An 18,631-nucleotide genomic window follows, 5' to 3' on the forward strand; every position below is an offset into this window, starting at 1 on the left:
ACCAGCCACAAATGTGGTTACTGCGACGAAATGGAAGCCAAAGTCACCAGTGAACGCTACGCCCGCCCTGCCAGACCGATGGACATGCCAACCGCCTGGACAAGAGCAAGGACGACAGTGAGGTAGCGGGTGTACTGGCTAATCTTGCGACGACCAGCTTCACCTTCCTTCTTCAACTGCTCCAGCTGCGGGCTGACGGCGCTCATCAACTGCATGATGATCGATGCCGAAATGTACGGCATGATCCCCAGTGCAAAGATGCTCATCCGCTCCAGCGCGCCGCCGGAAAACATGTTGAACAAGCTAAGAATGGTCCCCCATTCTGTCGAAACAGGTCTGCGAGTCGGTCCGGATTGATACCTGGAACCGGGATGTGTGCGCCTATTCGGTAGACGATAATCGCCAGGAACAGAAAACGCAGACGAGCCCAAAGTTCAGACATACCGCCTTTGCCGAGCGCTGAGAGAGCACCTTGCTTAGCCATTTATTCCTCGAACTTGCCGCCAGCCGCTTCGATAGCCGAACGCGCACCTTTGGTGGCGCTGATTCCTTGCCGATAGTGACAGCGCGAGTCACTTCACCGGACAGCATGATTTTCACACGCTGTACGTTGACGTTGATCACGTTGGCATCTTTCAGGGTCTGCACGGTAACGATGTCGCCTTCCACTTTAGCCAGTTCGGACAAACGCACTTCTGCGCGATCCATGGCCTTCAGGGAAACGAAACCGAACTTCGGCAGGCGACGATGCAGCGGCTGTTGACCGCCTTCAAAGCCTGGAGCGATGGTGCCACCGGAGCGGGAGGCTTGACCTTTGTGGCCACGGCCACCAGTCTTACCCAAACCGCTACCGATACCACGGCCTGGACGATGCTTTTCGCGACGGGAACCCGGCGCTGGACTCAGATCATTGAGTTTCATCGATTAACCCTCGACACGCAGCATGTAGTAAGCCTTGTTGATCATCCCGATTCTCGGGAGTATCCTGGACTCCTACAGTGTGACCGATGCGACGCAGACCCAAACCCTTAACGCACAATTTGTGGTTAGGGATGCGGCCGGTCATGCTTTTGATCAGCGTTACTTTAACGGTAGCCATGATCAGAAGATCTCCTGACGCTTTTGCCACGCTTGGCGGCAATGGATTCAGGAGATTGCATAGCTTTCAAACCTTTAAAAGTGGCGTGAACCACGTTTACCGGGTTAGTCGAGCCGTAGCACTTGGCCAGAACGTTCTGAACGCCAGCAACCTCGAGGACAGCACGCATAGCGCCGCCAGCGATGATACCGGTACCTTCAGAAGCAGGCTGCATGTACACCTTCGAAGCGCCATGGGCGGACTTCATTGCGTACTGCAGGGTGGTGCCGTTCAGGTCAACTTGGATCATGTTGCGAAGAGCAGCTTCCATTGCCTTCTGGATCGCAGCAGGCACTTCACGCGACTTGCCACGGCCGAAGCTAACACGGCCCTTACCATCACCAACCACGGTCAACGCGGTGAAAGTGAAGATACGGCCGCCTTTAACGGTTTTGGCTACGCGGTTAACTTGAACCAGCTTCCAATGTAGCCTTCGTCGCGCTTTTGGTCGTTATTTGACATAACTTAGAACTCCAGCCCAGCTTCACGAGCAGCATCAGCCAGCGCTTTAACGCGGCCGTGGTACTTGAAGCCAGAGCGGTCGAAAGCCACTTGCGAGACGCCAGCGGCCTTAGCACGCGTAGCGACCAGCTGGCCAACCTAGTGGCCGCGTCGATGTTGCCAGTGGCACCATCACGCAGTTCTTTATCCAAAGTCGAGGCGCTTGCCAGGACTTTGTTGCCGTCGGCCGAGATGACCTGGGCGTAGATGTGCTGCGACGAGCGGAACACGCAGAGACGCACGACTTCGAGTTCGTGCATTTTCAGGCGTGCTTTGCGAGCGCGACGCAGTCGAGTAACTTTTTTGTCGGTCATTTGCTATGCCCTACTTCTTCTTGGCTTCTTTACGACGGACGACTTCGTCCGCGTAGCGCACACCTTTGCCTTTGTACGGCTCTGGTGGACGGAAGTCGCGGATCTCGGCAGCCACTTGACCTACCAGCTGCTTATCGATGCCCTTGATCAGGATATCGGTCTGGCTAGGAGTTTCAGCGGTGATGCCTTCCGGCAGTTCGTAATCCACTGGGTGCGAGAAGCCAAGGGCCAGGTTCAAAACCGTGCCTTTTGCTTGCGCTTTGTAACCAACACCGACCAGCTGGAGCTTGCGCTCGAAGCCTTGGCTTACGCCTTGGACCATGTTGTTTACCAACGCACGCGTGGTACCGGCCATTGCGCGAGTTTGTTGATCGCCATTGCGAGCAGCGAAACGCAGCTCACCAGCTTCTTCAACGATCTCAACGGACGAATGGATGTTCAGTTCAAGAGTACCCTTGGCACCCTTCACCGAAAGCTGTTGGCCTGCGAATTTTACTTCGACACCGGCTGGCAGCTTAACGGGGTTCTTAGCGACGCGAGACATGCTTATCCCCCCTTAGAACACAGTGCAAAGAACTTCGCCGCCGACACCGGCAGCGCGCGCAGCACGATCCGTCATCACACCTTTGTTGGTGGAGACGATAGACACGCCAAGACCGCCACGAACTTTCGGCAGATCTTCAACGGACTTGTACTGACGCAGGCCTGGACGGCTAACGCGCTTCACTTCCTCGATGACCGGACGGCCTTCGAAGTACTTCAGCTCGATGGACAGCAGTGGCTTGATTTCGCTGCTGATCTGATAACCCGCAATGTAGCCTTCGTCTTTCAGGACTTTGGCAACAGCTACCTTCAACGTGGAAGATGGCATGCTTACGACGGACTTTTCAGCCATCTGGGCATTACGGATACGAGTTAGCATGTCCGCTAACGGGTCCTGCATACTCATGGGCTAGACGCTCCTAATACAAAAAAATTAGCCTTGCGGCTACATATGTCACCGAGAATCTCCGGGCATAAAACACACGGGCTCAGGCGAGCCGCGTATTTTAGACACACTCCGGAAATGAAACAAGCCCCAAAAGGGGCTTGTTCCAGATTCTAGGCCACCGGCGGTCAGTATCTTGCGATCCTGGCCACCTGGACTTCGAAAGTACTTACCAGCTAGCTTTAACCAGACCTGGTACGTCACCACGCATTGCCGCTTCACGCAGTTTGTTACGGCCGAGGCCGAACTTGCGGTAAACGCCGTGTGGACGACCGGTCAGGCGGCAGCGGTTACGCATGCGCGAGGCGCTTGCGTCACGTGGCTGCTTCTGCAGAGCTACTGTAGCTTCCCAACGCGCTTCTGGACTTGCGTTCAGATCAACGATGATAGCTTTCAGTGCTGCACGCTTCTTGGCGTACTTGGCAACCGTGAGCTGACGCTTCAGCTCGCGGTTTTTCATGCTCATCTTGGCCATGGTCCTACTCCAATCAGTTGCGGAACGGGAATTTGAACGCACGCAGCAGAGCGCGGCCTTCATCATCGTTCTTGGCAGTGGTGGTCAGGGTGATGTCCAGACCGCGGAGAGCATCGATCTTGTCGTAGTCGATTTCCGGGAAGATGATCTGCTCTTTCACGCCCATGCTGTAGTTACCACGACCATCGAAGGACTTGGCATTCAGGCCGCGGAAGTCGCGAACCCGAGGCAGGGAGATCGACAGCAGACGATCCAGGAACTCGTACATACGCTCACGGCGCAGAGTCACTTTGACACCGATCGGCCAACCTTCACGGACTTTAAAGCCAGCGATGGATTTCCGAGCGTAAGTCACAACGACTTTTTGACCGGTGATCTTTTCCAGGTCAGCAACAGCGTGCTCGATGACTTTTTTGTCACCGATCGCTTCGCCCAGACCCATGTTCAGGGTGATTTTGGTAACGCGCGGAACTTCCATCACGTTCGAAAGCTTAAGTTCTTCCTTAAGCTTCGGAGCGATTTCCTTCCGGTAAATCTCTTTTAGTCGTGCCATGGTCTTATCTACCTAGCAGTGTTCAAGCATCAACCGCTTTTTGGGTCGACTTGAAGACACGAATTTTCTTACCGTCTTCTACTTTGAAACCAACGCGGTCAGCCTTGTTGGTTTCGCCGTTGAAGATGGCGACGTTAGAAGCGTGCAATGGCGCTTCTTTCTCGACGATACCGCCCTGTACGCCCGACGCGGGGTTAGGCTTGGTATGACGCTTGACCAGGTTCAGACCACCAATGACCAGACGGTCATCAGCAAGAACCTTCAGCACCTTACCGCGCTTACCTTTGTCTTTGCCGGCGATCACGATGATCTCGTCGTCACGACGAATCTTTTGCATGTCGGATCTCCTTACAGCACTTCTGGGGCGAGCGAGACGATCTTCATGAACTTCTCAGTACGAAGTTCACGGGTCACTGGCCCAAAGATACGGGTGCCGATCGGCTCTTGCTTGTTGTTCAGAAGAACAGCAGCGTTGCCATCAAAGCGGATAATGGAGCCATCAGCACGACGTACGCCGTGACGAGTGCGGACTACAACAGCAGTCATCACTTGGCCTTTTTTCACTTTACCGCGAGGAATTGCTTCCTTCACGGTAACTTTGATGATGTCACCGATACCAGCGTAACGACGATGGGAGCCACCCAGCACCTTGATGCACATAACACGGCGAGCGCCGCTGTTATCGGCCACATCGAGCATGGATTGAGTCTGAATCATATAATTTCTCCGACCCCTAGTCCTTAGACTTCCACAGCGCGTTCGAGAACATCAACCAATGCCCAAGACTTGGTCTTGGCCAGCGGACGAGTTTCACGAATAGTGACTTTGTCGCCGATGTGGCACTGATTGGTTTCGTCGTGCGCGTGCAGCTTAGTCGAACGCTTAACATATTTACCGTAGATCGGGTGCTTAACGCGACGCTCGATCAAAACGGTGATGGTTTTGTCCATCTTGTCGCTGACAACACGGCCAGTCAGCGTACGGACAGTCTTTTCGGCTTCAGCCATGATCACTTACCTGCCTGCTGGTTGAGCACAGTCTTCACGCGAGCGATGTCACGCTTAACTTGCGAGAGCAGATGAGACTGCCCCAACTGGCCAGTTGCTTTCTGCATACGCAGATTGAACTGGTCGCGCAGCAGGCCGAGCAGTTGCTCGTTCAGCTGCTGTGCGGATTTTTCACGAAGTTCATTCGCTTTCATCACATCACCGTCCGTTTAACAAAGGCGGTGGCGAGCGGCAGCTTTGCAGCAGCCAGGGCAAAAGCCTCACGCGCCAGCTCTTCAGTTACACCCTCGATTTCATACAGGACTTTGCCTGGCTGAATCTGGGCTACCCAGTATTCCACGTTACCCTTACCTTTACCCATCCGAACCTCGAGAGGTTTTTTGGAGATCGGCTTGTCCGGGAATACACGGATCCAGATCTTGCCGCCACGTTTTACGTGACGGGTCAGTGCACGACGCGCTGACTCGATCTGACGAGCGGTGAGACGACCACGAGCTACAGACTTCAGCGCGAACTCGCCGAAGCTGACTTTGCTACCGCGCTGAGCCAGACCACGGTTGTGGCCTGTCATCTGCTTGCGGAACTTCGTACGCTTAGGTTGCAACATTTGGCGTACCCCTTACTTAGCAGCTTTTTTACGAGGCGCTGGTGCTTGTGGTTTCAGTTCTTCTTGGCGACCACCAATTACTTCGCCTTTGAAGATCCAAACCTTTACACCGATCACACCGTAAGTGGTGTGAGCTTCGTAGTTGGCATAGTCGATGTCGGCACGCAGGGTGTGCAACGGCACACGACCTTCGCGATACCATTCAGTACGTGCGATTTCAGCACCGCCGAGACGACCGCTCACTTGGATTTTGATGCCCTTGGCACCAATACGCATGGCGTTTTGCACGGCGCGCTTCATAGCACGACGGAACATTACGCGGCGCTCCAGCTGCTGAGCTACGCTCTGCGCAACCAGCATACCGTCGAGCTCCGGCTTGCGGATCTCTTCGATATTGATGTGCACAGGCACACCCATTTGCTTGGTCAGGTCCTGACGCAGTTTCTCAACATCTTCACCTTTCTTCCCGATAACGATACCTGGACGAGCGGTGTGGATGGTGATACGTGCAGTTTGGGCCGGACGATGGATATCGATACGGCTTACGGACGCGCTTTTTAGTTTGTCTTGGAGATACTCACGCACCTTCAGATCAGCGAACAAATAGTCCGCATAAGTCCGACCGTCTGCGTACCAGACGGAGGTGTGCTCCTTGACGATTCCCAGGCGAATGCCAATGGGATGTACTTTCTGACCCATCTCTTCGACTCCGTTACTTGTCAGCAACCTTGACAGTGATATGGCAAGACCGCTTGACGATGCGATCAGCACGGCCTTTGGCACGCGGCATGATACGCTTCAGCGAACGCCCTTCGTTGACGAAAACGGTGCTGACCTTCAGGTCATCAACGTCTGCGCCTTCGTTATGCTCGGCGTTGGCTACGGCCGACTCCAGCACTTTCTTCATGATCTCGGCGGCTTTCTTACTGCTGAAAGCCAACAAGTTGAGCGCTTCGCCCACCTTCTTCCCGCGGATCTGGTCGGCGACCAAGCGGGCTTTCTGGGCGGAGATTCGAGCGCCCGACAACTTAGCGGCTACTTCCATTTCCTAACCCCTTAACGCTTGGCTTTCTTGTCTGCCACGTGCCCACGATAAGTGCGGGTACCGGCAAACTCGCCCAGTTTGTGGCCGACCATGTCTTCGTTAACGAGAACTGGGACGTGCTGACGACCGTTGTGTACTGCGATGGTCAAACCGACCATTTGTGGCAGGATCATAGAACGGCGCGACCAGGTCTTAACTGGTTTGCGATCGTTCTTTTCCGCCGCCACTTCGATCTTCTTCAGTAGGTGAAGATCAATAAAAGGACCTTTTTTCAGAGAACGTGGCACTGTCGTATCCCTCTATTTACTTGCGACGACGGACGATCATTTTGTCGGTACGCTTATTACCACGAGTCTTCGCGCCCTTAGTCGGGAAGCCCCATGGCGATACCGGATGACGACCACCAGAGGTACGACCTTCACCACCACCGTGTGGGTGGTCAACCGGGTTCATGGCAACACCACGAACGGTTGGGCGAACGCCACGCCAGCGTTTGGCACCAGCTTTACCCAGCGAACGCAGGCTGTGCTCGGAGTTCGAGACTTCGCCCAGGGTCGCACGGCATTCAGCCAGTACTTTACGCATCTCACCAGAACGCAGACGCAGGGTCACGTAGACACCTTCACGAGCGATCAGCTGAGCCGAAGCACCAGCGGAACGAGCGATCTGTGCGCCTTTACCTGGCTTCAATTCGATGCCGTGTACGGTGCTACCAACTGGAATGTTACGCAGTTGCAGAGCGTTGCCCGGCTTGATCGGTGCCAGAGCACCTGCGATCAGCTGGTCGCCAGCACTCACGCCTTTAGGCGCGATGATGTAGCGACGCTCGCCATCTGCGTACAGCAGCAGAGCGATGTGAGCAGTACGGTTTGGATCGTATTCGATACGCTCGACAGTGGCAGAGATGCCATCTTTGTCGTTGCGACGGAAATCGACCAGACGATAATGCTGCTTATGGCCACCACCGATGTGACGAGTGGTAATACGACCATTGTTGTTACGACCACCAGTCTTCGATTTCTTCTCGAGCAGCGGTGCGTGAGGAGCGCCTTTATGCAGCTCCTGGTTGACCACCTTGACCACAAAACGGCGGCCAGGGGAAGTCGGTTTGCATTTAACGATTGCCATGATGCACCCCTTCCTTACTCAGCACTGCTGCTGAAATCGAGATCTTGGCCTGGCTGAAGGGAGATAACTGCCTTCTTCCAGTCATTACGCTTGCCCAGACCGCGAGCAGTGCGCTTGCTCTTACCCAGAACATTCAGGGTAGTAACACGCTCTACTTTCACGCTGAACAGGCTTTCGACGGCCTTCTTGATTTCCAGCTTGGTTGCGTCAGTTGCAACCTTGAAAACGAACTGGCCTTTCTTGTCAGCCAGAACCGTAGCCTTTTCGGAAACGTGCGGGCCAAGCAGAACTTTAAATACGCGTTCCTGGTTCATCCCAGCAGCTCCTCGAATTTCTTCACGGCCGACACGGTGATCAACACCTTGTCGTATGCGATCAGACTAACTGGATCGGAACCTTGCACGTCACGCACATCAACGTGTGGCAGGTTGCGAGCAGCCAGGTACAGGTTCTGATCAACAGCTTCAGACACGATCAAAACATCGGTCAGGCTCATGTTGTTCAGTTTGCCTAGCAGATCTTTGGTTTTTGGACTTTCAACAGCGAAGTCCTGAACCACGACCAGACGGTCAGTACGCACGAGTTCAGCAAGGATGGAGCGCAGTGCTGCGCGATACATCTTCTTGTTGAGCTTCTGAGAGTGATCCTGCGGACGAGCTGCGAAAGTGGTACCGCCGCCACGCCAGATTGGGCTACGGATAGTACCGGCACGAGCGCGGCCAGTACCTTTCTGACGCCAAGGGCGCTTACCGCCACCACGAACGTCGGAACGGGTCTTTTGCTGCTTGCTACCTTGACGGCCGCCGGCCATGTAGGCCACGACTGCTTGGTGAACGAGCGTCTCGTTGAATTCGCCGCCAAATGTCAGTTCGGAAACTTCGATCGCTTGAGCGTCATTTACATTTAATTGCATGTCAGCTTCCCCTTAACCGCGAGCCTTGGCCGCTGGACGTACAACCAGGTTGCCGCCAGTAGCGCCAGGAACAGCACCCTTGACCAACAACAGATTGCGTTCAGCGTCGACGCGCACTACTTCGAGGGACTGCACGGTCACGCGCTCAGCGCCCATATGACCGGACATTTTTTTGCCCTTGAATACACGACCAGGAGTCTGGCACTGGCCAATAGAGCCCGGGACGCGGTGGGAAACGGAGTTACCGTGAGTGTTGTCTTGACCACGGAAATTCCAACGCTTGATCGTACCCTGGAAGCCTTTACCCTTGGACTGACCGGTTACATCAACCAGTTGACCAGCGGCGAAGATTTCAGCGTTGATCAGATCGCCAGCCTGGTAGTCGCCTTCTTCAAGACGGAACTCCATGACAGTACGACCAGCTGCAACGTTTGCTTTAGCGAAGTGACCTGCTTGAGCAGCAGTCACGCGCGAAGCACGACGCTCGCCGACAGTGACTTGCACTGCACGATAGCCATCGGTTTCTTCAGTTTTGAACTGGGTGACGCGATTCGGCTCGATCTCAATGACCGTGACCGGAATGGAGACACCTTCTTCGGTGAAAATACGGGTCATACCGCATTTACGACCGACTACACCAATAGTCATGTTGTAAACCTCATGAGTGTACGGGGCTTTCACCCGCTATGGCCGCCCATTTCAGAGCGTTACACGACTAAGACCCGAGTCTTAGCCGAGGCTGATCTGTACTTCCACACCGGCCGCCAGATCAAGCTTCATAAGCGCATCAACGGTTTTATCCGTTGGCTGGACAATGTCCAGAACGCGCTTATGAGTACGGATCTCGTACTGGTCACGCGCGTCTTTGTTGACGTGCGGGGAGACCAGAACGGTGAACCGCTCTTTGCGGGTAGGCAGTGGAATAGGACCACGCACTTGTGCCCCAGTACGTTTCGCGGTTTCCACGATTTCCTGGGTGGATTGGTCGATCAGGCGATGGTCAAAAGCCTTCAACCTGATACGGATTTGCTGATTTTGCATTGGATTTCAGACTCCGGCTGCTATTCCCACCGAGCGCACTGCGCCCGTTAAAAGGAGGCGCAATTCTATAGACGCCCCAGATAGGTGTCAACCCAATAAAAAAGCCCCCGCTGAGCGGGGGCTTTTCAAAGCATCGAAGCTATCTCAGAAGAGATGCTTACTCGATGATTTTAGCTACAACGCCAGCACCAACGGTACGGCCGCCTTCACGGATTGCGAAGCGCAGACCGTCTTCCATTGCGATGGTTTTGATCAGGGTGACAACCATTTTGATGTTGTCGCCTGGCATTACCATTTCAACGCCTTCCGGCAGTTCGCAGTTACCAGTCACGTCAGTAGTACGGAAGTAGAACTGTGGACGGTAGCCTTTGAAGAACGGAGTGTGACGACCGCCTTCTTCTTTGCTCAGCACGTACACTTCAGCTTCGAACTTGGTGTGCGGCTTAACCGAACCTGGCTTGACCAGAACCTGGCCACGCTCAACGTCGTCACGCTTGGTACCACGCAGCAGAACGCCGCAGTTCTCGCCAGCACGACCTTCGTCGAGCAGCTTACGGAACATTTCAACACCGGTGCAGGTGGTGACGGTAGTGTCACGCAGACCAACGATTTCCAGTGGATCTTGAACCTTAACGATACCGCGCTCGATACGGCCAGTTACAACAGTACCGCGACCGGAGATCGAGAATACGTCTTCGATTGGCATCAGGAACGGCTTGTCGATAACACGAACTGGATCTGGGATGTAGCTGTCCAGAGTCTCTACCAGTTTACGAACGGACGTGGTGCCCATTTCGTTATCGTCTTTACCTTCCAGAGCCATACGAGCAGAACCGATGATGATCGGAGTGTCGTCGCCTGGGAAGTCGTAAGTGCTCAGCAGATCGCGCACTTCCATCTCAACCAGTTCCAGCAGCTCAGCGTCGTCTACCAGGTCAGCCTTGTTCAGGTAAACCACGATGTACGGAACGCCAACCTGACGGGACAGCAGGATGTGCTCACGGGTTTGTGGCATCGGACCATCAGCGGCCGAGCAAACCAGGATTGCGCCGTCCATCTGGGCAGCACCGGTGATCATGTTCTTCACATAGTCAGCGTGACCTGGGCAGTCAACGTGAGCGTAGTGACGGATCAGCGAGTTGTATTCAACGTGCGCGGTGTTGATGGTGATACCACGAGCTTTTTCTTCTGGTGCGCTGTCGATTTTATCGAAATCAACGATTGCCGAACCGAATACTTCGGAGCAAACGCGAGTCAGAGCAGCAGTCAGAGTGGTTTTACCGTGGTCAACGTGACCGATGGTGCCAACGTTGACGTGCGGTAGGGAACGATCAAATTTTTCTTTAGCCACGACAATTAACTCCTTGCCTAAAGGACTGAATCAGCCTTGTTTTTTGGATACAGTTTCAGCGATGTGCGCCGGAGCTGTGTTGTATTTTTTGAATTCCATAGAGTAGCTTGCGCGACCCTGAGACATGGAGCGAACGTCGGTCGCATAACCGAACATCTCACCCAACGGAACCTCGGCGCGAATCACTTTGCCGGAAACCGTGTCTTCCATGCCCAAGATCATGCCGCGACGACGGTTAAGGTCGCCCATGACATCACCCATATAGTCTTCAGGTGTAACAACTTCTACCGCCATGATTGGCTCAAGCAACTCACCACCGCCCTTCTGGGCCAGTTGCTTGGTTGCCATGGAAGCAGCCACCTTAAACGCCATCTCGTTGGAGTCGACGTCGTGGTAAGAACCGTCAAAAACGGTTGCTTTCAGGCCGATCAGCGGATAGCCGGCAACAACACCGTTCTTCATCTGCTCTTCGATACCCTTCTGGATAGCAGGGATGTATTCCTTAGGAACAACACCACCCACTACTTCGTTCACGAATTGCAGACCTTCCTGACCTTCGTCAGCAGGAGCAAAACGGATCCAGCAGTGACCGAACTGACCACGACCGCCGGACTGACGAACGAACTTGCCTTCGATTTCACAGTTCTTCGTGATGCGCTCACGATAGGAAACCTGAGGCTTACCGATGTTGGCTTCGACGTTGAACTCACGGCGCATCCGGTCAACCAGGATGTCCAGGTGCAGCTCGCCCATGCCAGAGATGATCGTTTGACCAGTCTCTTCATCAGTCTTAACGCGGAAAGATGGATCTTCCTGAGCAAGTTTGCCCAGAGCGATACCCATTTTTTCCTGGTCATCCTTGGTCTTAGGCTCTACGGCAACCGAAATAACCGGCTCCGGGAAGTCCATGCGAACCAGGATGATTGGCTTAGCAGCGTCGCACAAAGTCTCACCAGTGGTGACGTCCTTCATGCCGATCAGGGCCGCGATGTCACCAGCGCGCACTTCCTTGATCTCTTCACGGGCGTTTGCGTGCATTTGCACCATACGACCCACACGCTCTTTCTTGCCCTTGACCGAGTTGATCACGCCGTCGCCGGAGGCCAACACGCCCGAGTAAACACGGACGAAAGTCAGGGTACCCACGAATGGGTCGGTAGCGATCTTGAACGCCAGAGCCGAGAACGGCTCGCTGTCGTCAGCATGACGCTCCATCTCTTCTTCCTCGTTATCAGGGTTGGTACCCTTGATAGCAGGAATGTCGGTTGGAGCAGGCAGGTAGTCGATAACGGCGTCGAGAACCAGGGGAACACCCTTGTTCTTGAAGGAAGAACCGCAAACAGCCAAGACGATCTCACCAGCAATAGTACGCTGACGCAGAGCGGCCTTGATTTCCACGTTGGTGAGCTCTTCACCTTCGAGGTACTTGTTCATCAGCTCTTCGCTGGCTTCGGCAGCAGCCTCAACCAGGTTATTGCGCCACTCGTCAGCCAGTTCCTGCAACTCTGCAGGGATAGGCTTGCGAACAGGAACCATACCTTTGTCGGCGTCATTCCAGTAGACGGCTTCCATGGTGATCAGATCGATCTGGCCCTGGAAGTTGTCTTCGGAACCGATAGCCAATTGGATTGGCACCGGAGTGTGACCCAGACGCTGCTTGATCTGACCGATCACGCGCAGGAAGTTCGCACCAGCACGGTCCATCTTGTTTACGTAAACAAGACGCGGAACACCGTACTTGTTGGCTTGACGCCATACGGTTTCCGACTGAGGCTCAACACCCGAAGTACCGCAGAACACAACGACCGCGCCGTCGAGTACACGCAGGGAACGCTCAACTTCAATAGTGAAGTCAACGTGGCCCGGGGTATCGATTACGTTGAAGCGGTGCTCGTCTTTGTACTGCTTGGCAGAACCTTTCCAGAAGGCGGTAATAGCAGCAGAAGTAATGGTAATACCACGCTCCTGCTCCTGAACCATCCAGTCTGTGGTCGCGGCGCCATCATGCACCTCGCCCATTTTGTGACTTTTGCCGGTGTAAAACAGTACGCGCTCGGTGGTGGTGGTTTTACCAGCATCCACGTGAGCAACGATACCGATGTTACGGTAGCGGCTAATCGGAGTAGTACGAGCCATAAAGCCCTCGCAAAATTAGTGAAGCTAAGATTAGAAGCGGTAGTGCGAGAAAGCTTTGTTAGCTTCAGCCATACGGTGCACGTCTTCACGCTTCTTAACAGCAGCACCTTTACCTTCAGCAGCGTCCAACAGCTCGCCGGCCAAACGCAGAGCCATAGACTTCTCGCCGCGCTTACGGGCGAAGTCTACCAACCAGCGCATTGCCAGGGCGTTACGACGGGACGGACGAACTTCGACCGGAACCTGGTAAGTAGCACCGCCTACACGGCGCGACTTCACTTCGACCAGCGGAGCGATGGCGTCGAGAGCTTTCTCGAAGATTTCCAGGGGGTCGCTGTTCTTGCGTTCTTTAACCTTTTCCAGCGCGCCATAAACGATACGCTCGGCAACGGCTTTTTTGCCGCTTTCCATCACGTGGTTCATGAACTTGGCCAGGATTTGGCTTCCGTATTTTGGATCGTCAAGCACTTCGCGCTTGGCTGCTACGCGTCTTCTTGGCATGGATAAGCCCTCAAACGGTCTTCAGGTTCGCTCGGAATCGGTGCCCTTGCGGGACGCCTCCGACCTTACTCTTATCGACTCAGAAAATAAGATGATTCAGTTTACAAAAAGCCGCTACTACTTAGGCTTCTTGGTACCGTACTTCGAACGACCCTGGTTACGACCTTTAACGCCGGAAGTATCCAAGGAGCCGCGTACGGTGTGGTAACGAACACCTGGCAAGTCTTTTACACGACCGCCGCGGATCAGTACCACGCTGTGCTCTTGCAGGTTGTGGCCTTCACCGCCGATGTACGAGGAAACCTCGAAACCGTTGGTCAGGCGCACACGGCATACTTTACGCAGTGCCGAGTTAGGTTTTTTCGGCGTAGTGGTATACACGCGAGTGCATACGCCACGACGTTGCGGGCAGTTCTGCAGCGCAGGCACGTCGGATTTCTCGACGATACGCTTACGCGGCTGACGTACCAGCTGGTTGATAGTTGCCATCTACTAGCTCCACTGTTGTCTTGCGACGCTATTGTCTTGCAAGAAAAGCAAAATGGCAGGAACGAATTCCCGCCAAATTTAGGGGTACAAGAGTCTAAAGAGGATCTTGCCCCCAGTCAAGGCAAGGCCCCGACCTCCCCCTCCACCGAAACCCGACAAAACTGCCTTGTTCCGACGAACGGGGCTGCCAGGGCCCGGTCTTATTTATCGCAGAACTCAGTTACCGCTAGAGTTCAGCGCTTCGGTCAGTGCAGCTTCCACTTCACTGGCGCTTACGCGCAACGGCTTGTCGAGTTCACGGCGACGCTTACGCTCGCTGTGGTAGGCCAAACCGGTACCGGCCGGGATCAGACGACCCACAACCACGTTTTCTTTCAGGCCGCGCAAGTAGTCACGCTTGCCGGTTACCGCTGCTTCGGTCAGTACGCGAGTGGTCTCCTGGAAGGAGGCCGCCGAGATGAACGACTCAGTGGACAACGACGCCTTGGTGATACCCAGCAACACGCGAGTGAACTTGGAAACAAATTTCTCCTCGGTTGCCAGACGCTCGTTTTCTACCAGTACGTGAGTCAGTTCCATCTGGTCGCCCTTGATGAAACTCGAATCGCCGGATTCAGCGATTTCAACTTTACGCAGCATCTGACGCAGGATGGTCTCGATGTGCTTATCGTTGATCTTCACGCCCTGCAGACGATAAACGTCCTGAATCTCGTTGACGATGTACTTGGCCAGCGCACTCACACCCAGCAGACGCAGGATATCGTGTGGATCGCTCGGGCCGTCGGAGATAACTTCGCCGCGGTTTACTTGTTCGCCTTCGAAGACGTTCAGGTGACGCCACTTCGGAATCAGCTCTTCATACGGATCGCTACCGTCGTTCGGGGTAATGACCAGACGGCGCTTGCCCTTGGTCTCTTTACCGAACGCGATGGTACCGCTGACTTCAGCCAGGATCGACGCTTCTTTCGGACGACGAGCTTCGAACAAGTCGGCAACACGCGGCAGACCACCGGTGATGTCGCGGGTCTTCGAAGTTTCTTGCGGGATACGCGCGATAACATCACCGATCGCGATCTTCGCACCATCCGCTACACCGACCAGGGCGTTGGCTGGCAGGAAGTACTGAGCGATAACGTCAGTGCCTGGCAGCAACAGATCCTTGCCGTTGTCATCAACCATCTTCACGGCAGGACGGATGTCTTTACCGGCAGCTGGACGATCTTTGGCGTCGAGTACTTCAATGTTGGTCATACCGGTCAATTCGTCAGTCTGACGCTTGATCGTGATGCCTTCTTCCATGCCCACGTAGGTCACGGTACCTTTCATTTCGGTAACGATTGGGTGAGTGTGCGGATCCCACTTGGCTACGATTGCGCCAGCGTCGACCTTGTCACCCTCTTTAACCGAAATCACAGCACCGTACGGCAGCTTGTAACGCTCACGCTCACGACCGAAGTCATCAGCGATCGCCAGCTCACCAGAACGGGACACAGCAACCAGGTGGCCATCCACTCGCTCAACGTGCTTGAGGTTGTGCAGACGGACAGTACCGCCATTCTTCACCTGAACGCTGTCAGCTGCGGAGGTCCGGCTTGCCGCACCACCGATGTGGAACGTACGCATGGTCAACTGAGTACCCGGCTCACCGATGGACTGGGCAGCGATAACGCCAACCGCTTCACCGATGTTGACCTGGTGACCACGAGCCAAGTCACGGCCGTAGCACTTGGCGCAGATACCGTAACGGGTTTCGCAGCTGATCGGCGAGCGAACAATCACTTCGTCGATGCTGTTGAGTTCGATGAACTCGACCCACTTCTCATCCACCAGGGTGCCGGCAGGAACGATGATTTCCTCGGTACCTGGCTTGAACACGTCACGAGCAATAACACGACCCAATACGCGCTCACCCAGAGGCTCTACAACGTCACCGCCTTCAATGTGCGGAGTCATCAGCAGGCCATGCTCGGTGCCGCAATCGATCTCGGTTACAACCAGATCTTGTGCAACGTCTACCAGACGACGAGTCAGGTAACCGGAGTTAGCGGTTTTCAACGCGGTATCCGCCAGACCTTTACGAGCACCGTGCGTGGAGATGAAGTACTGAAGTACGCTCAAACCTTCACGGAAGTTCGCAGTAATCGGCGTTTCGATGATGGAACCATCCGGCTTGGCCATCAGGCCACGCATACCGGCGAGCTGACGGATCTGCGCAGCAGAACCCCGTGCGCCCGAGTCGGCCATCATGTACATCGAGTTGAAAGACTCTTGGTCGACTTCGACGCCGTGGCGGTCGATGACCTTCTCTTTCGAGAGGTTGGCCATCATCGCCTTGGACACTTCGTCGTTGGCCTTGGACCAAAGGTCGATCACTTTGTTGTACTTCTCGCCCTGGGTTACCAGGCCGGAGGCGTACTGGCTCTCGATCTCTTTCACTTCGTCAGTGGCAGCACTGATGATGCGGGCTTTTTCATCCGGGATAACGAAGTCGTTAACACCGATGGAAACGCCGGAAATGGTCGAATAAGCGAAACCGGTATACATCAACTGGTCAGCGAAGATCACGGTCTCTTTCAGACCAACCACGCGGTAGCACTGGTTGATCAGCTTGGAGATCGCCTTTTTCTTCATCGGCAGGTTGACGACGTCGTAAGACAGACCTTTTGGCACAACCTGGTACAACAGCGCACGGCCGACAGTGGTGTCGACAATACGGGTGTTGCTCACGCTGCCGCCGTCACGGTCGTTGACGGTTTCGTGGATCCGCACCTTGACCTTGGCGTGCAGTGCGGCTTCGCCGGCACGGAACACACGGTCAACTTCTTGCAGGTCAGCGAACACACGACCTTCGCCCTTGGCGTTGATCGCTTCACGGGTCATGTAGTACAGACCCAGTACAACGTCCTGCGACGGAACGATGATTGGCTCACCGTTGGCTGGCGACAGGATGTTGTTGGTCGACATCATCAACGCACGCGCTTCCAGCTGGGCTTCCAGCGTCAGCGGTACGTGCACGGCCATTTGGTCGCCGTCGAAGTCGGCGTTGTACGCAGCACAGACCAGAGGGTGCAGCTGGATAGCCTTACCTTCGATCAGTACCGGCTCAAACGCCTGGATACCCAGACGGTGAAGGGTCGGTGCACGGTTGAGGAGGACCGGGTGTTCGCGAATCACTTCAGCGAGAACGTCCCAAACCTCTGGCAGTTCGCGCTCGACCATTTTCTTGGCCGCTTTGATGGTGGTCGCGAGACCGCGCATTTCCAGCTTGCCGAAGATGAACGGCTTGAACAGCTCGAGAGCCATCTTCTTGGGCAGACCGCACTGGTGCAGACGCAGGGTCGGGCCTACGGTAATTACCGAACGACCGGAGTAGTCAACACGCTTACCGAGCAAGTTCTGACGGAAACGACCTTGCTTACCCTTGATCATGTCGGCCAGGGATTTCAGAGGACGCTTGTTGGAACCCGTGATAGCGCGGCCACGACGACCGTTGTCGAGCAGGGCATCAACCGCTTCTTGCAACATACGCTTTTCGTTGCGCACGATGATGTCCGGAGCGGACAGATCAAGCAGGCGCTTCAAGCGGTTGTTACGGTTGATCACGCGGCGGTACAGGTCGTTGAGGTCGGAAGTCGCGAAACGACCACCATCCAACGGTACCAGCGGACGCAGGTCTGGCGGCAGAACCGGCAGAACGGTCAGCACCATCCACTCTGGCAAGTTGCCGGAACCCTGGAAGGCTTCCATCAACTTCAGACGCTTGGACAGTTTCTTGATCTTGGTTTCGGAATTGGTTTGCGGAATCTCTTCGCGCAGGCGGCCAATCTCGTGTTCCAGGTCGATAGCGTGCAGCAGTTCGCGGACAGCTTCGGCACCCATGCGGGCATCGAAATCGTCGCCGAATTCTTCCAGCGCTTCGAAGTACTGCTCGTCGTTGAGCAGCTGACCTTTTTCAAGGGTGGTCATGCCTGGATCGATAACGACATAGCTCTCGAAGTAGAGAACGCGTTCGATATCACGCAGAGTCATGTCCATCAGCAAACCGATACGGGACGGCAGCGATTTCAGGAACCAGATGTGGGCAACCGGCGAAGCCAGCTCGATGTGCGCCATGCGCTCACGACGAACCTTGGCCAGTGCGACTTCAACGCCGCACTTCTCGCAGATCACACCACGGTGCTTCAAGCGCTTGTACTTACCGCACAGGCACTCGTAATCCTTTACCGGGCCAAAGATCTTGGCGCAGAACAGGCCGTCACGCTCAGGTTTGAACGTACGGTAGTTGATGGTTTCCGGCTTTTTAACTTCACCGAACGACCACGATCGGATCATCTCAGGCGATGCCAACCCAATACGGATGGCGTCGAACTCTTCGACTTGACCCTGGTTTTTCAGCAAATTCAGTAGGTCTTTCAAGGCCTTTCCTCCTGGCGGAGCAGAGAGC

General features: G+C 54.9%; 23 protein-coding genes and 4 pseudogenes. All 27 read right to left on the reverse strand.

The window, feature by feature from the left end; translation table 11 throughout:
* Nucleotides 1–56: 56 nt before the first annotated feature.
* Nucleotides 57–293: a hypothetical protein gene (locus tag JTY93_RS30330; RefSeq protein WP_511218636.1), complete on the reverse strand. Its 237-nt coding sequence runs from the start codon at nt 291–293 to the stop codon at nt 57–59.
* A 191-nt stretch (nt 294–484) separates the two neighbouring features.
* A pseudogene (gene rplO, locus JTY93_RS23940) lies at nt 485–921 on the reverse strand (50S ribosomal protein L15).
* 3 nt (nt 922–924) lie between these two features.
* Nucleotides 925–1,099: pseudogene (rpmD, locus tag JTY93_RS23945) on the reverse strand (50S ribosomal protein L30).
* A pseudogene (gene rpsE, locus JTY93_RS23950) lies at nt 1,086–1,600 on the reverse strand (30S ribosomal protein S5). Before rpsE ends, rpmD begins: the two co-directional pseudogenes overlap by 14 nt.
* 3 nt (nt 1,601–1,603) lie before the next feature.
* A pseudogene (rplR, locus tag JTY93_RS23955) lies at nt 1,604–1,953 on the reverse strand (50S ribosomal protein L18).
* Nucleotides 1,954–1,963: 10 nt separating this feature from the next.
* Nucleotides 1,964–2,497 (reverse strand): 50S ribosomal protein L6, encoded by a 534-nt coding sequence (gene rplF / locus JTY93_RS23960; RefSeq protein ID WP_003176412.1) that lies wholly within the window; start codon nt 2,495–2,497, stop codon nt 1,964–1,966.
* Between the two features lie 12 nt (nt 2,498–2,509).
* Complete coding sequence (gene rpsH / locus JTY93_RS23965; RefSeq protein ID WP_017848802.1) at nt 2,510–2,902, reverse strand: 30S ribosomal protein S8; 393 nt, start codon at nt 2,900–2,902, stop codon at nt 2,510–2,512.
* 208 nt (nt 2,903–3,110) lie between these two features.
* Nucleotides 3,111–3,416: a 30S ribosomal protein S14 gene (gene rpsN, locus JTY93_RS23970; RefSeq protein WP_003176414.1), complete on the reverse strand. Its 306-nt coding sequence runs from the start codon at nt 3,414–3,416 to the stop codon at nt 3,111–3,113.
* 13 nt (nt 3,417–3,429) lie between these two features.
* Nucleotides 3,430–3,969 carry a 50S ribosomal protein L5 gene (gene rplE, locus JTY93_RS23975; RefSeq protein ID WP_003210069.1) on the reverse strand — a complete coding sequence of 180 codons (540 nt, stop codon included), beginning with the start codon at nt 3,967–3,969 and terminating at the stop codon, nt 3,430–3,432.
* Nucleotides 3,970–3,991: 22 nt separating this feature from the next.
* On the reverse strand, nt 3,992–4,306 hold the full coding sequence (gene rplX / locus JTY93_RS23980) for a 50S ribosomal protein L24 (RefSeq protein ID WP_029299388.1): 315 nt from the start codon (nt 4,304–4,306) through the stop codon (nt 3,992–3,994).
* 11 nt (nt 4,307–4,317) lie between these two features.
* A complete protein-coding gene (gene rplN, locus JTY93_RS23985) occupies nt 4,318–4,686 on the reverse strand; it encodes a 50S ribosomal protein L14 (RefSeq protein ID WP_002555479.1) in 369 nt (122 codons plus the stop codon).
* Nucleotides 4,687–4,709: 23 nt separating this feature from the next.
* Nucleotides 4,710–4,976, reverse strand: a complete 267-nt coding sequence (gene rpsQ / locus JTY93_RS23990) for a 30S ribosomal protein S17 (protein WP_003176419.1) — start codon at nt 4,974–4,976, stop codon at nt 4,710–4,712.
* A gap of 2 nt (nt 4,977–4,978) precedes the next feature.
* Nucleotides 4,979–5,170, reverse strand: coding sequence for a 50S ribosomal protein L29 (rpmC, locus tag JTY93_RS23995; protein ID WP_002555481.1), 192 nt, complete (start codon nt 5,168–5,170; stop codon nt 4,979–4,981).
* Nucleotides 5,170–5,583: a 50S ribosomal protein L16 gene (gene rplP / locus JTY93_RS24000; protein ID WP_003232424.1), complete on the reverse strand. Its 414-nt coding sequence runs from the start codon at nt 5,581–5,583 to the stop codon at nt 5,170–5,172. Before rplP ends, rpmC begins: the two co-directional genes overlap by 1 nt.
* A 12-nt stretch (nt 5,584–5,595) precedes the next feature.
* Nucleotides 5,596–6,282 (reverse strand): 30S ribosomal protein S3, encoded by a 687-nt coding sequence (gene rpsC, locus JTY93_RS24005; RefSeq protein WP_003176422.1) that lies wholly within the window; start codon nt 6,280–6,282, stop codon nt 5,596–5,598.
* Between the two features lie 13 nt (nt 6,283–6,295).
* Nucleotides 6,296–6,628 (reverse strand): 50S ribosomal protein L22, encoded by a 333-nt coding sequence (gene rplV, locus JTY93_RS24010; protein WP_003103908.1) that lies wholly within the window; start codon nt 6,626–6,628, stop codon nt 6,296–6,298.
* Nucleotides 6,629–6,639: 11 nt separating this feature from the next.
* On the reverse strand, nt 6,640–6,915 hold the full coding sequence (rpsS, locus tag JTY93_RS24015; RefSeq protein ID WP_002555486.1) for a 30S ribosomal protein S19: 276 nt from the start codon (nt 6,913–6,915) through the stop codon (nt 6,640–6,642).
* 16 nt (nt 6,916–6,931) lie between these two features.
* Nucleotides 6,932–7,756, reverse strand: a complete 825-nt coding sequence (rplB, locus tag JTY93_RS24020; protein ID WP_003176423.1) for a 50S ribosomal protein L2 — start codon at nt 7,754–7,756, stop codon at nt 6,932–6,934.
* A 14-nt stretch (nt 7,757–7,770) separates the two neighbouring features.
* Nucleotides 7,771–8,070, reverse strand: a complete 300-nt coding sequence (rplW, locus tag JTY93_RS24025) for a 50S ribosomal protein L23 (protein ID WP_002555488.1) — start codon at nt 8,068–8,070, stop codon at nt 7,771–7,773.
* Nucleotides 8,067–8,669 carry a 50S ribosomal protein L4 gene (gene rplD, locus JTY93_RS24030; RefSeq protein ID WP_003176424.1) on the reverse strand — a complete coding sequence of 201 codons (603 nt, stop codon included), beginning with the start codon at nt 8,667–8,669 and terminating at the stop codon, nt 8,067–8,069. Before rplD ends, rplW begins: the two co-directional genes overlap by 4 nt.
* Nucleotides 8,670–8,681: 12 nt before the next feature.
* Complete coding sequence (rplC, locus tag JTY93_RS24035) at nt 8,682–9,317, reverse strand: 50S ribosomal protein L3 (RefSeq protein ID WP_007253310.1); 636 nt, start codon at nt 9,315–9,317, stop codon at nt 8,682–8,684.
* 81 nt (nt 9,318–9,398) lie between these two features.
* Nucleotides 9,399–9,710: a 30S ribosomal protein S10 gene (gene rpsJ, locus JTY93_RS24040; protein WP_003186070.1), complete on the reverse strand. Its 312-nt coding sequence runs from the start codon at nt 9,708–9,710 to the stop codon at nt 9,399–9,401.
* Nucleotides 9,711–9,867: 157 nt separating this feature from the next.
* Nucleotides 9,868–11,061: an elongation factor Tu gene (gene tuf / locus JTY93_RS24045; protein ID WP_003176426.1), complete on the reverse strand. Its 1,194-nt coding sequence runs from the start codon at nt 11,059–11,061 to the stop codon at nt 9,868–9,870.
* A 30-nt stretch (nt 11,062–11,091) separates the two neighbouring features.
* Complete coding sequence (gene fusA / locus JTY93_RS24050; RefSeq protein ID WP_029299268.1) at nt 11,092–13,197, reverse strand: elongation factor G; 2,106 nt, start codon at nt 13,195–13,197, stop codon at nt 11,092–11,094.
* A 30-nt stretch (nt 13,198–13,227) separates the two neighbouring features.
* Nucleotides 13,228–13,698 carry a 30S ribosomal protein S7 gene (gene rpsG / locus JTY93_RS24055; protein ID WP_002555493.1) on the reverse strand — a complete coding sequence of 157 codons (471 nt, stop codon included), beginning with the start codon at nt 13,696–13,698 and terminating at the stop codon, nt 13,228–13,230.
* 117 nt (nt 13,699–13,815) lie between these two features.
* The gene (gene rpsL / locus JTY93_RS24060; RefSeq protein WP_002555494.1) at nt 13,816–14,187 is read right to left on the reverse strand and encodes a 30S ribosomal protein S12; all 372 of its coding nucleotides are present in this window, start codon (nt 14,185–14,187) and stop codon (nt 13,816–13,818) included.
* Nucleotides 14,188–14,403: 216 nt separating this feature from the next.
* Complete coding sequence (gene rpoC, locus JTY93_RS24065; protein ID WP_169951377.1) at nt 14,404–18,603, reverse strand: DNA-directed RNA polymerase subunit beta'; 4,200 nt, start codon at nt 18,601–18,603, stop codon at nt 14,404–14,406.
* Nucleotides 18,604–18,631: the final 28 nt, after the last annotated feature.

This window comes from Pseudomonas hygromyciniae (assembly GCF_016925675.1).
Classification (GTDB): domain Bacteria; phylum Pseudomonadota; class Gammaproteobacteria; order Pseudomonadales; family Pseudomonadaceae; genus Aquipseudomonas; species Aquipseudomonas hygromyciniae.

Excerpts from the sequence above, each read along its gene's own strand:
- JTY93_RS30330 (WP_511218636.1), bottom strand. The coding sequence starts at position 293 with ATGTTTTCCGGCGGCGCGCTGGAGCGGATGAGCATCTTTGCACTGGGG.
- rplF (WP_003176412.1), bottom strand. The coding sequence starts at position 2,497 with ATGTCTCGCGTCGCTAAGAACCCCGTTAAGCTGCCAGCCGGTGTCGAA.
- rpsH (WP_017848802.1), bottom strand. The coding sequence starts at position 2,902 with ATGAGTATGCAGGACCCGTTAGCGGACATGCTAACTCGTATCCGTAAT.
- rpsN (WP_003176414.1), bottom strand. The coding sequence starts at position 3,416 with ATGGCCAAGATGAGCATGAAAAACCGCGAGCTGAAGCGTCAGCTCACG.
- rplE (WP_003210069.1), bottom strand. The coding sequence starts at position 3,969 with ATGGCACGACTAAAAGAGATTTACCGGAAGGAAATCGCTCCGAAGCTT.
- rplX (WP_029299388.1), bottom strand. The coding sequence starts at position 4,306 with ATGCAAAAGATTCGTCGTGACGACGAGATCATCGTGATCGCCGGCAAA.
- rplN (WP_002555479.1), bottom strand. The coding sequence starts at position 4,686 with ATGATTCAGACTCAATCCATGCTCGATGTGGCCGATAACAGCGGCGCT.
- rpsQ (WP_003176419.1), bottom strand. The coding sequence starts at position 4,976 with ATGGCTGAAGCCGAAAAGACTGTCCGTACGCTGACTGGCCGTGTTGTC.
- rpmC (WP_002555481.1), bottom strand. The coding sequence starts at position 5,170 with ATGAAAGCGAATGAACTTCGTGAAAAATCCGCACAGCAGCTGAACGAG.
- rplP (WP_003232424.1), bottom strand. The coding sequence starts at position 5,583 with ATGTTGCAACCTAAGCGTACGAAGTTCCGCAAGCAGATGACAGGCCAC.
- rpsC (WP_003176422.1), bottom strand. The coding sequence starts at position 6,282 with ATGGGTCAGAAAGTACATCCCATTGGCATTCGCCTGGGAATCGTCAAG.
- rplV (WP_003103908.1), bottom strand. The coding sequence starts at position 6,628 with ATGGAAGTAGCCGCTAAGTTGTCGGGCGCTCGAATCTCCGCCCAGAAA.
- rplB (WP_003176423.1), bottom strand. The coding sequence starts at position 7,756 with ATGGCAATCGTTAAATGCAAACCGACTTCCCCTGGCCGCCGTTTTGTG.
- rplW (WP_002555488.1), bottom strand. The coding sequence starts at position 8,070 with ATGAACCAGGAACGCGTATTTAAAGTTCTGCTTGGCCCGCACGTTTCC.
- rplD (WP_003176424.1), bottom strand. The coding sequence starts at position 8,669 with ATGCAATTAAATGTAAATGACGCTCAAGCGATCGAAGTTTCCGAACTG.
- rplC (WP_007253310.1), bottom strand. The coding sequence starts at position 9,317 with ATGACTATTGGTGTAGTCGGTCGTAAATGCGGTATGACCCGTATTTTC.
- rpsJ (WP_003186070.1), bottom strand. The coding sequence starts at position 9,710 with ATGCAAAATCAGCAAATCCGTATCAGGTTGAAGGCTTTTGACCATCGC.
- fusA (WP_029299268.1), bottom strand. The coding sequence starts at position 13,197 with ATGGCTCGTACTACTCCGATTAGCCGCTACCGTAACATCGGTATCGTT.
- rpsG (WP_002555493.1), bottom strand. The coding sequence starts at position 13,698 with ATGCCAAGAAGACGCGTAGCAGCCAAGCGCGAAGTGCTTGACGATCCA.
- rpsL (WP_002555494.1), bottom strand. The coding sequence starts at position 14,187 with ATGGCAACTATCAACCAGCTGGTACGTCAGCCGCGTAAGCGTATCGTC.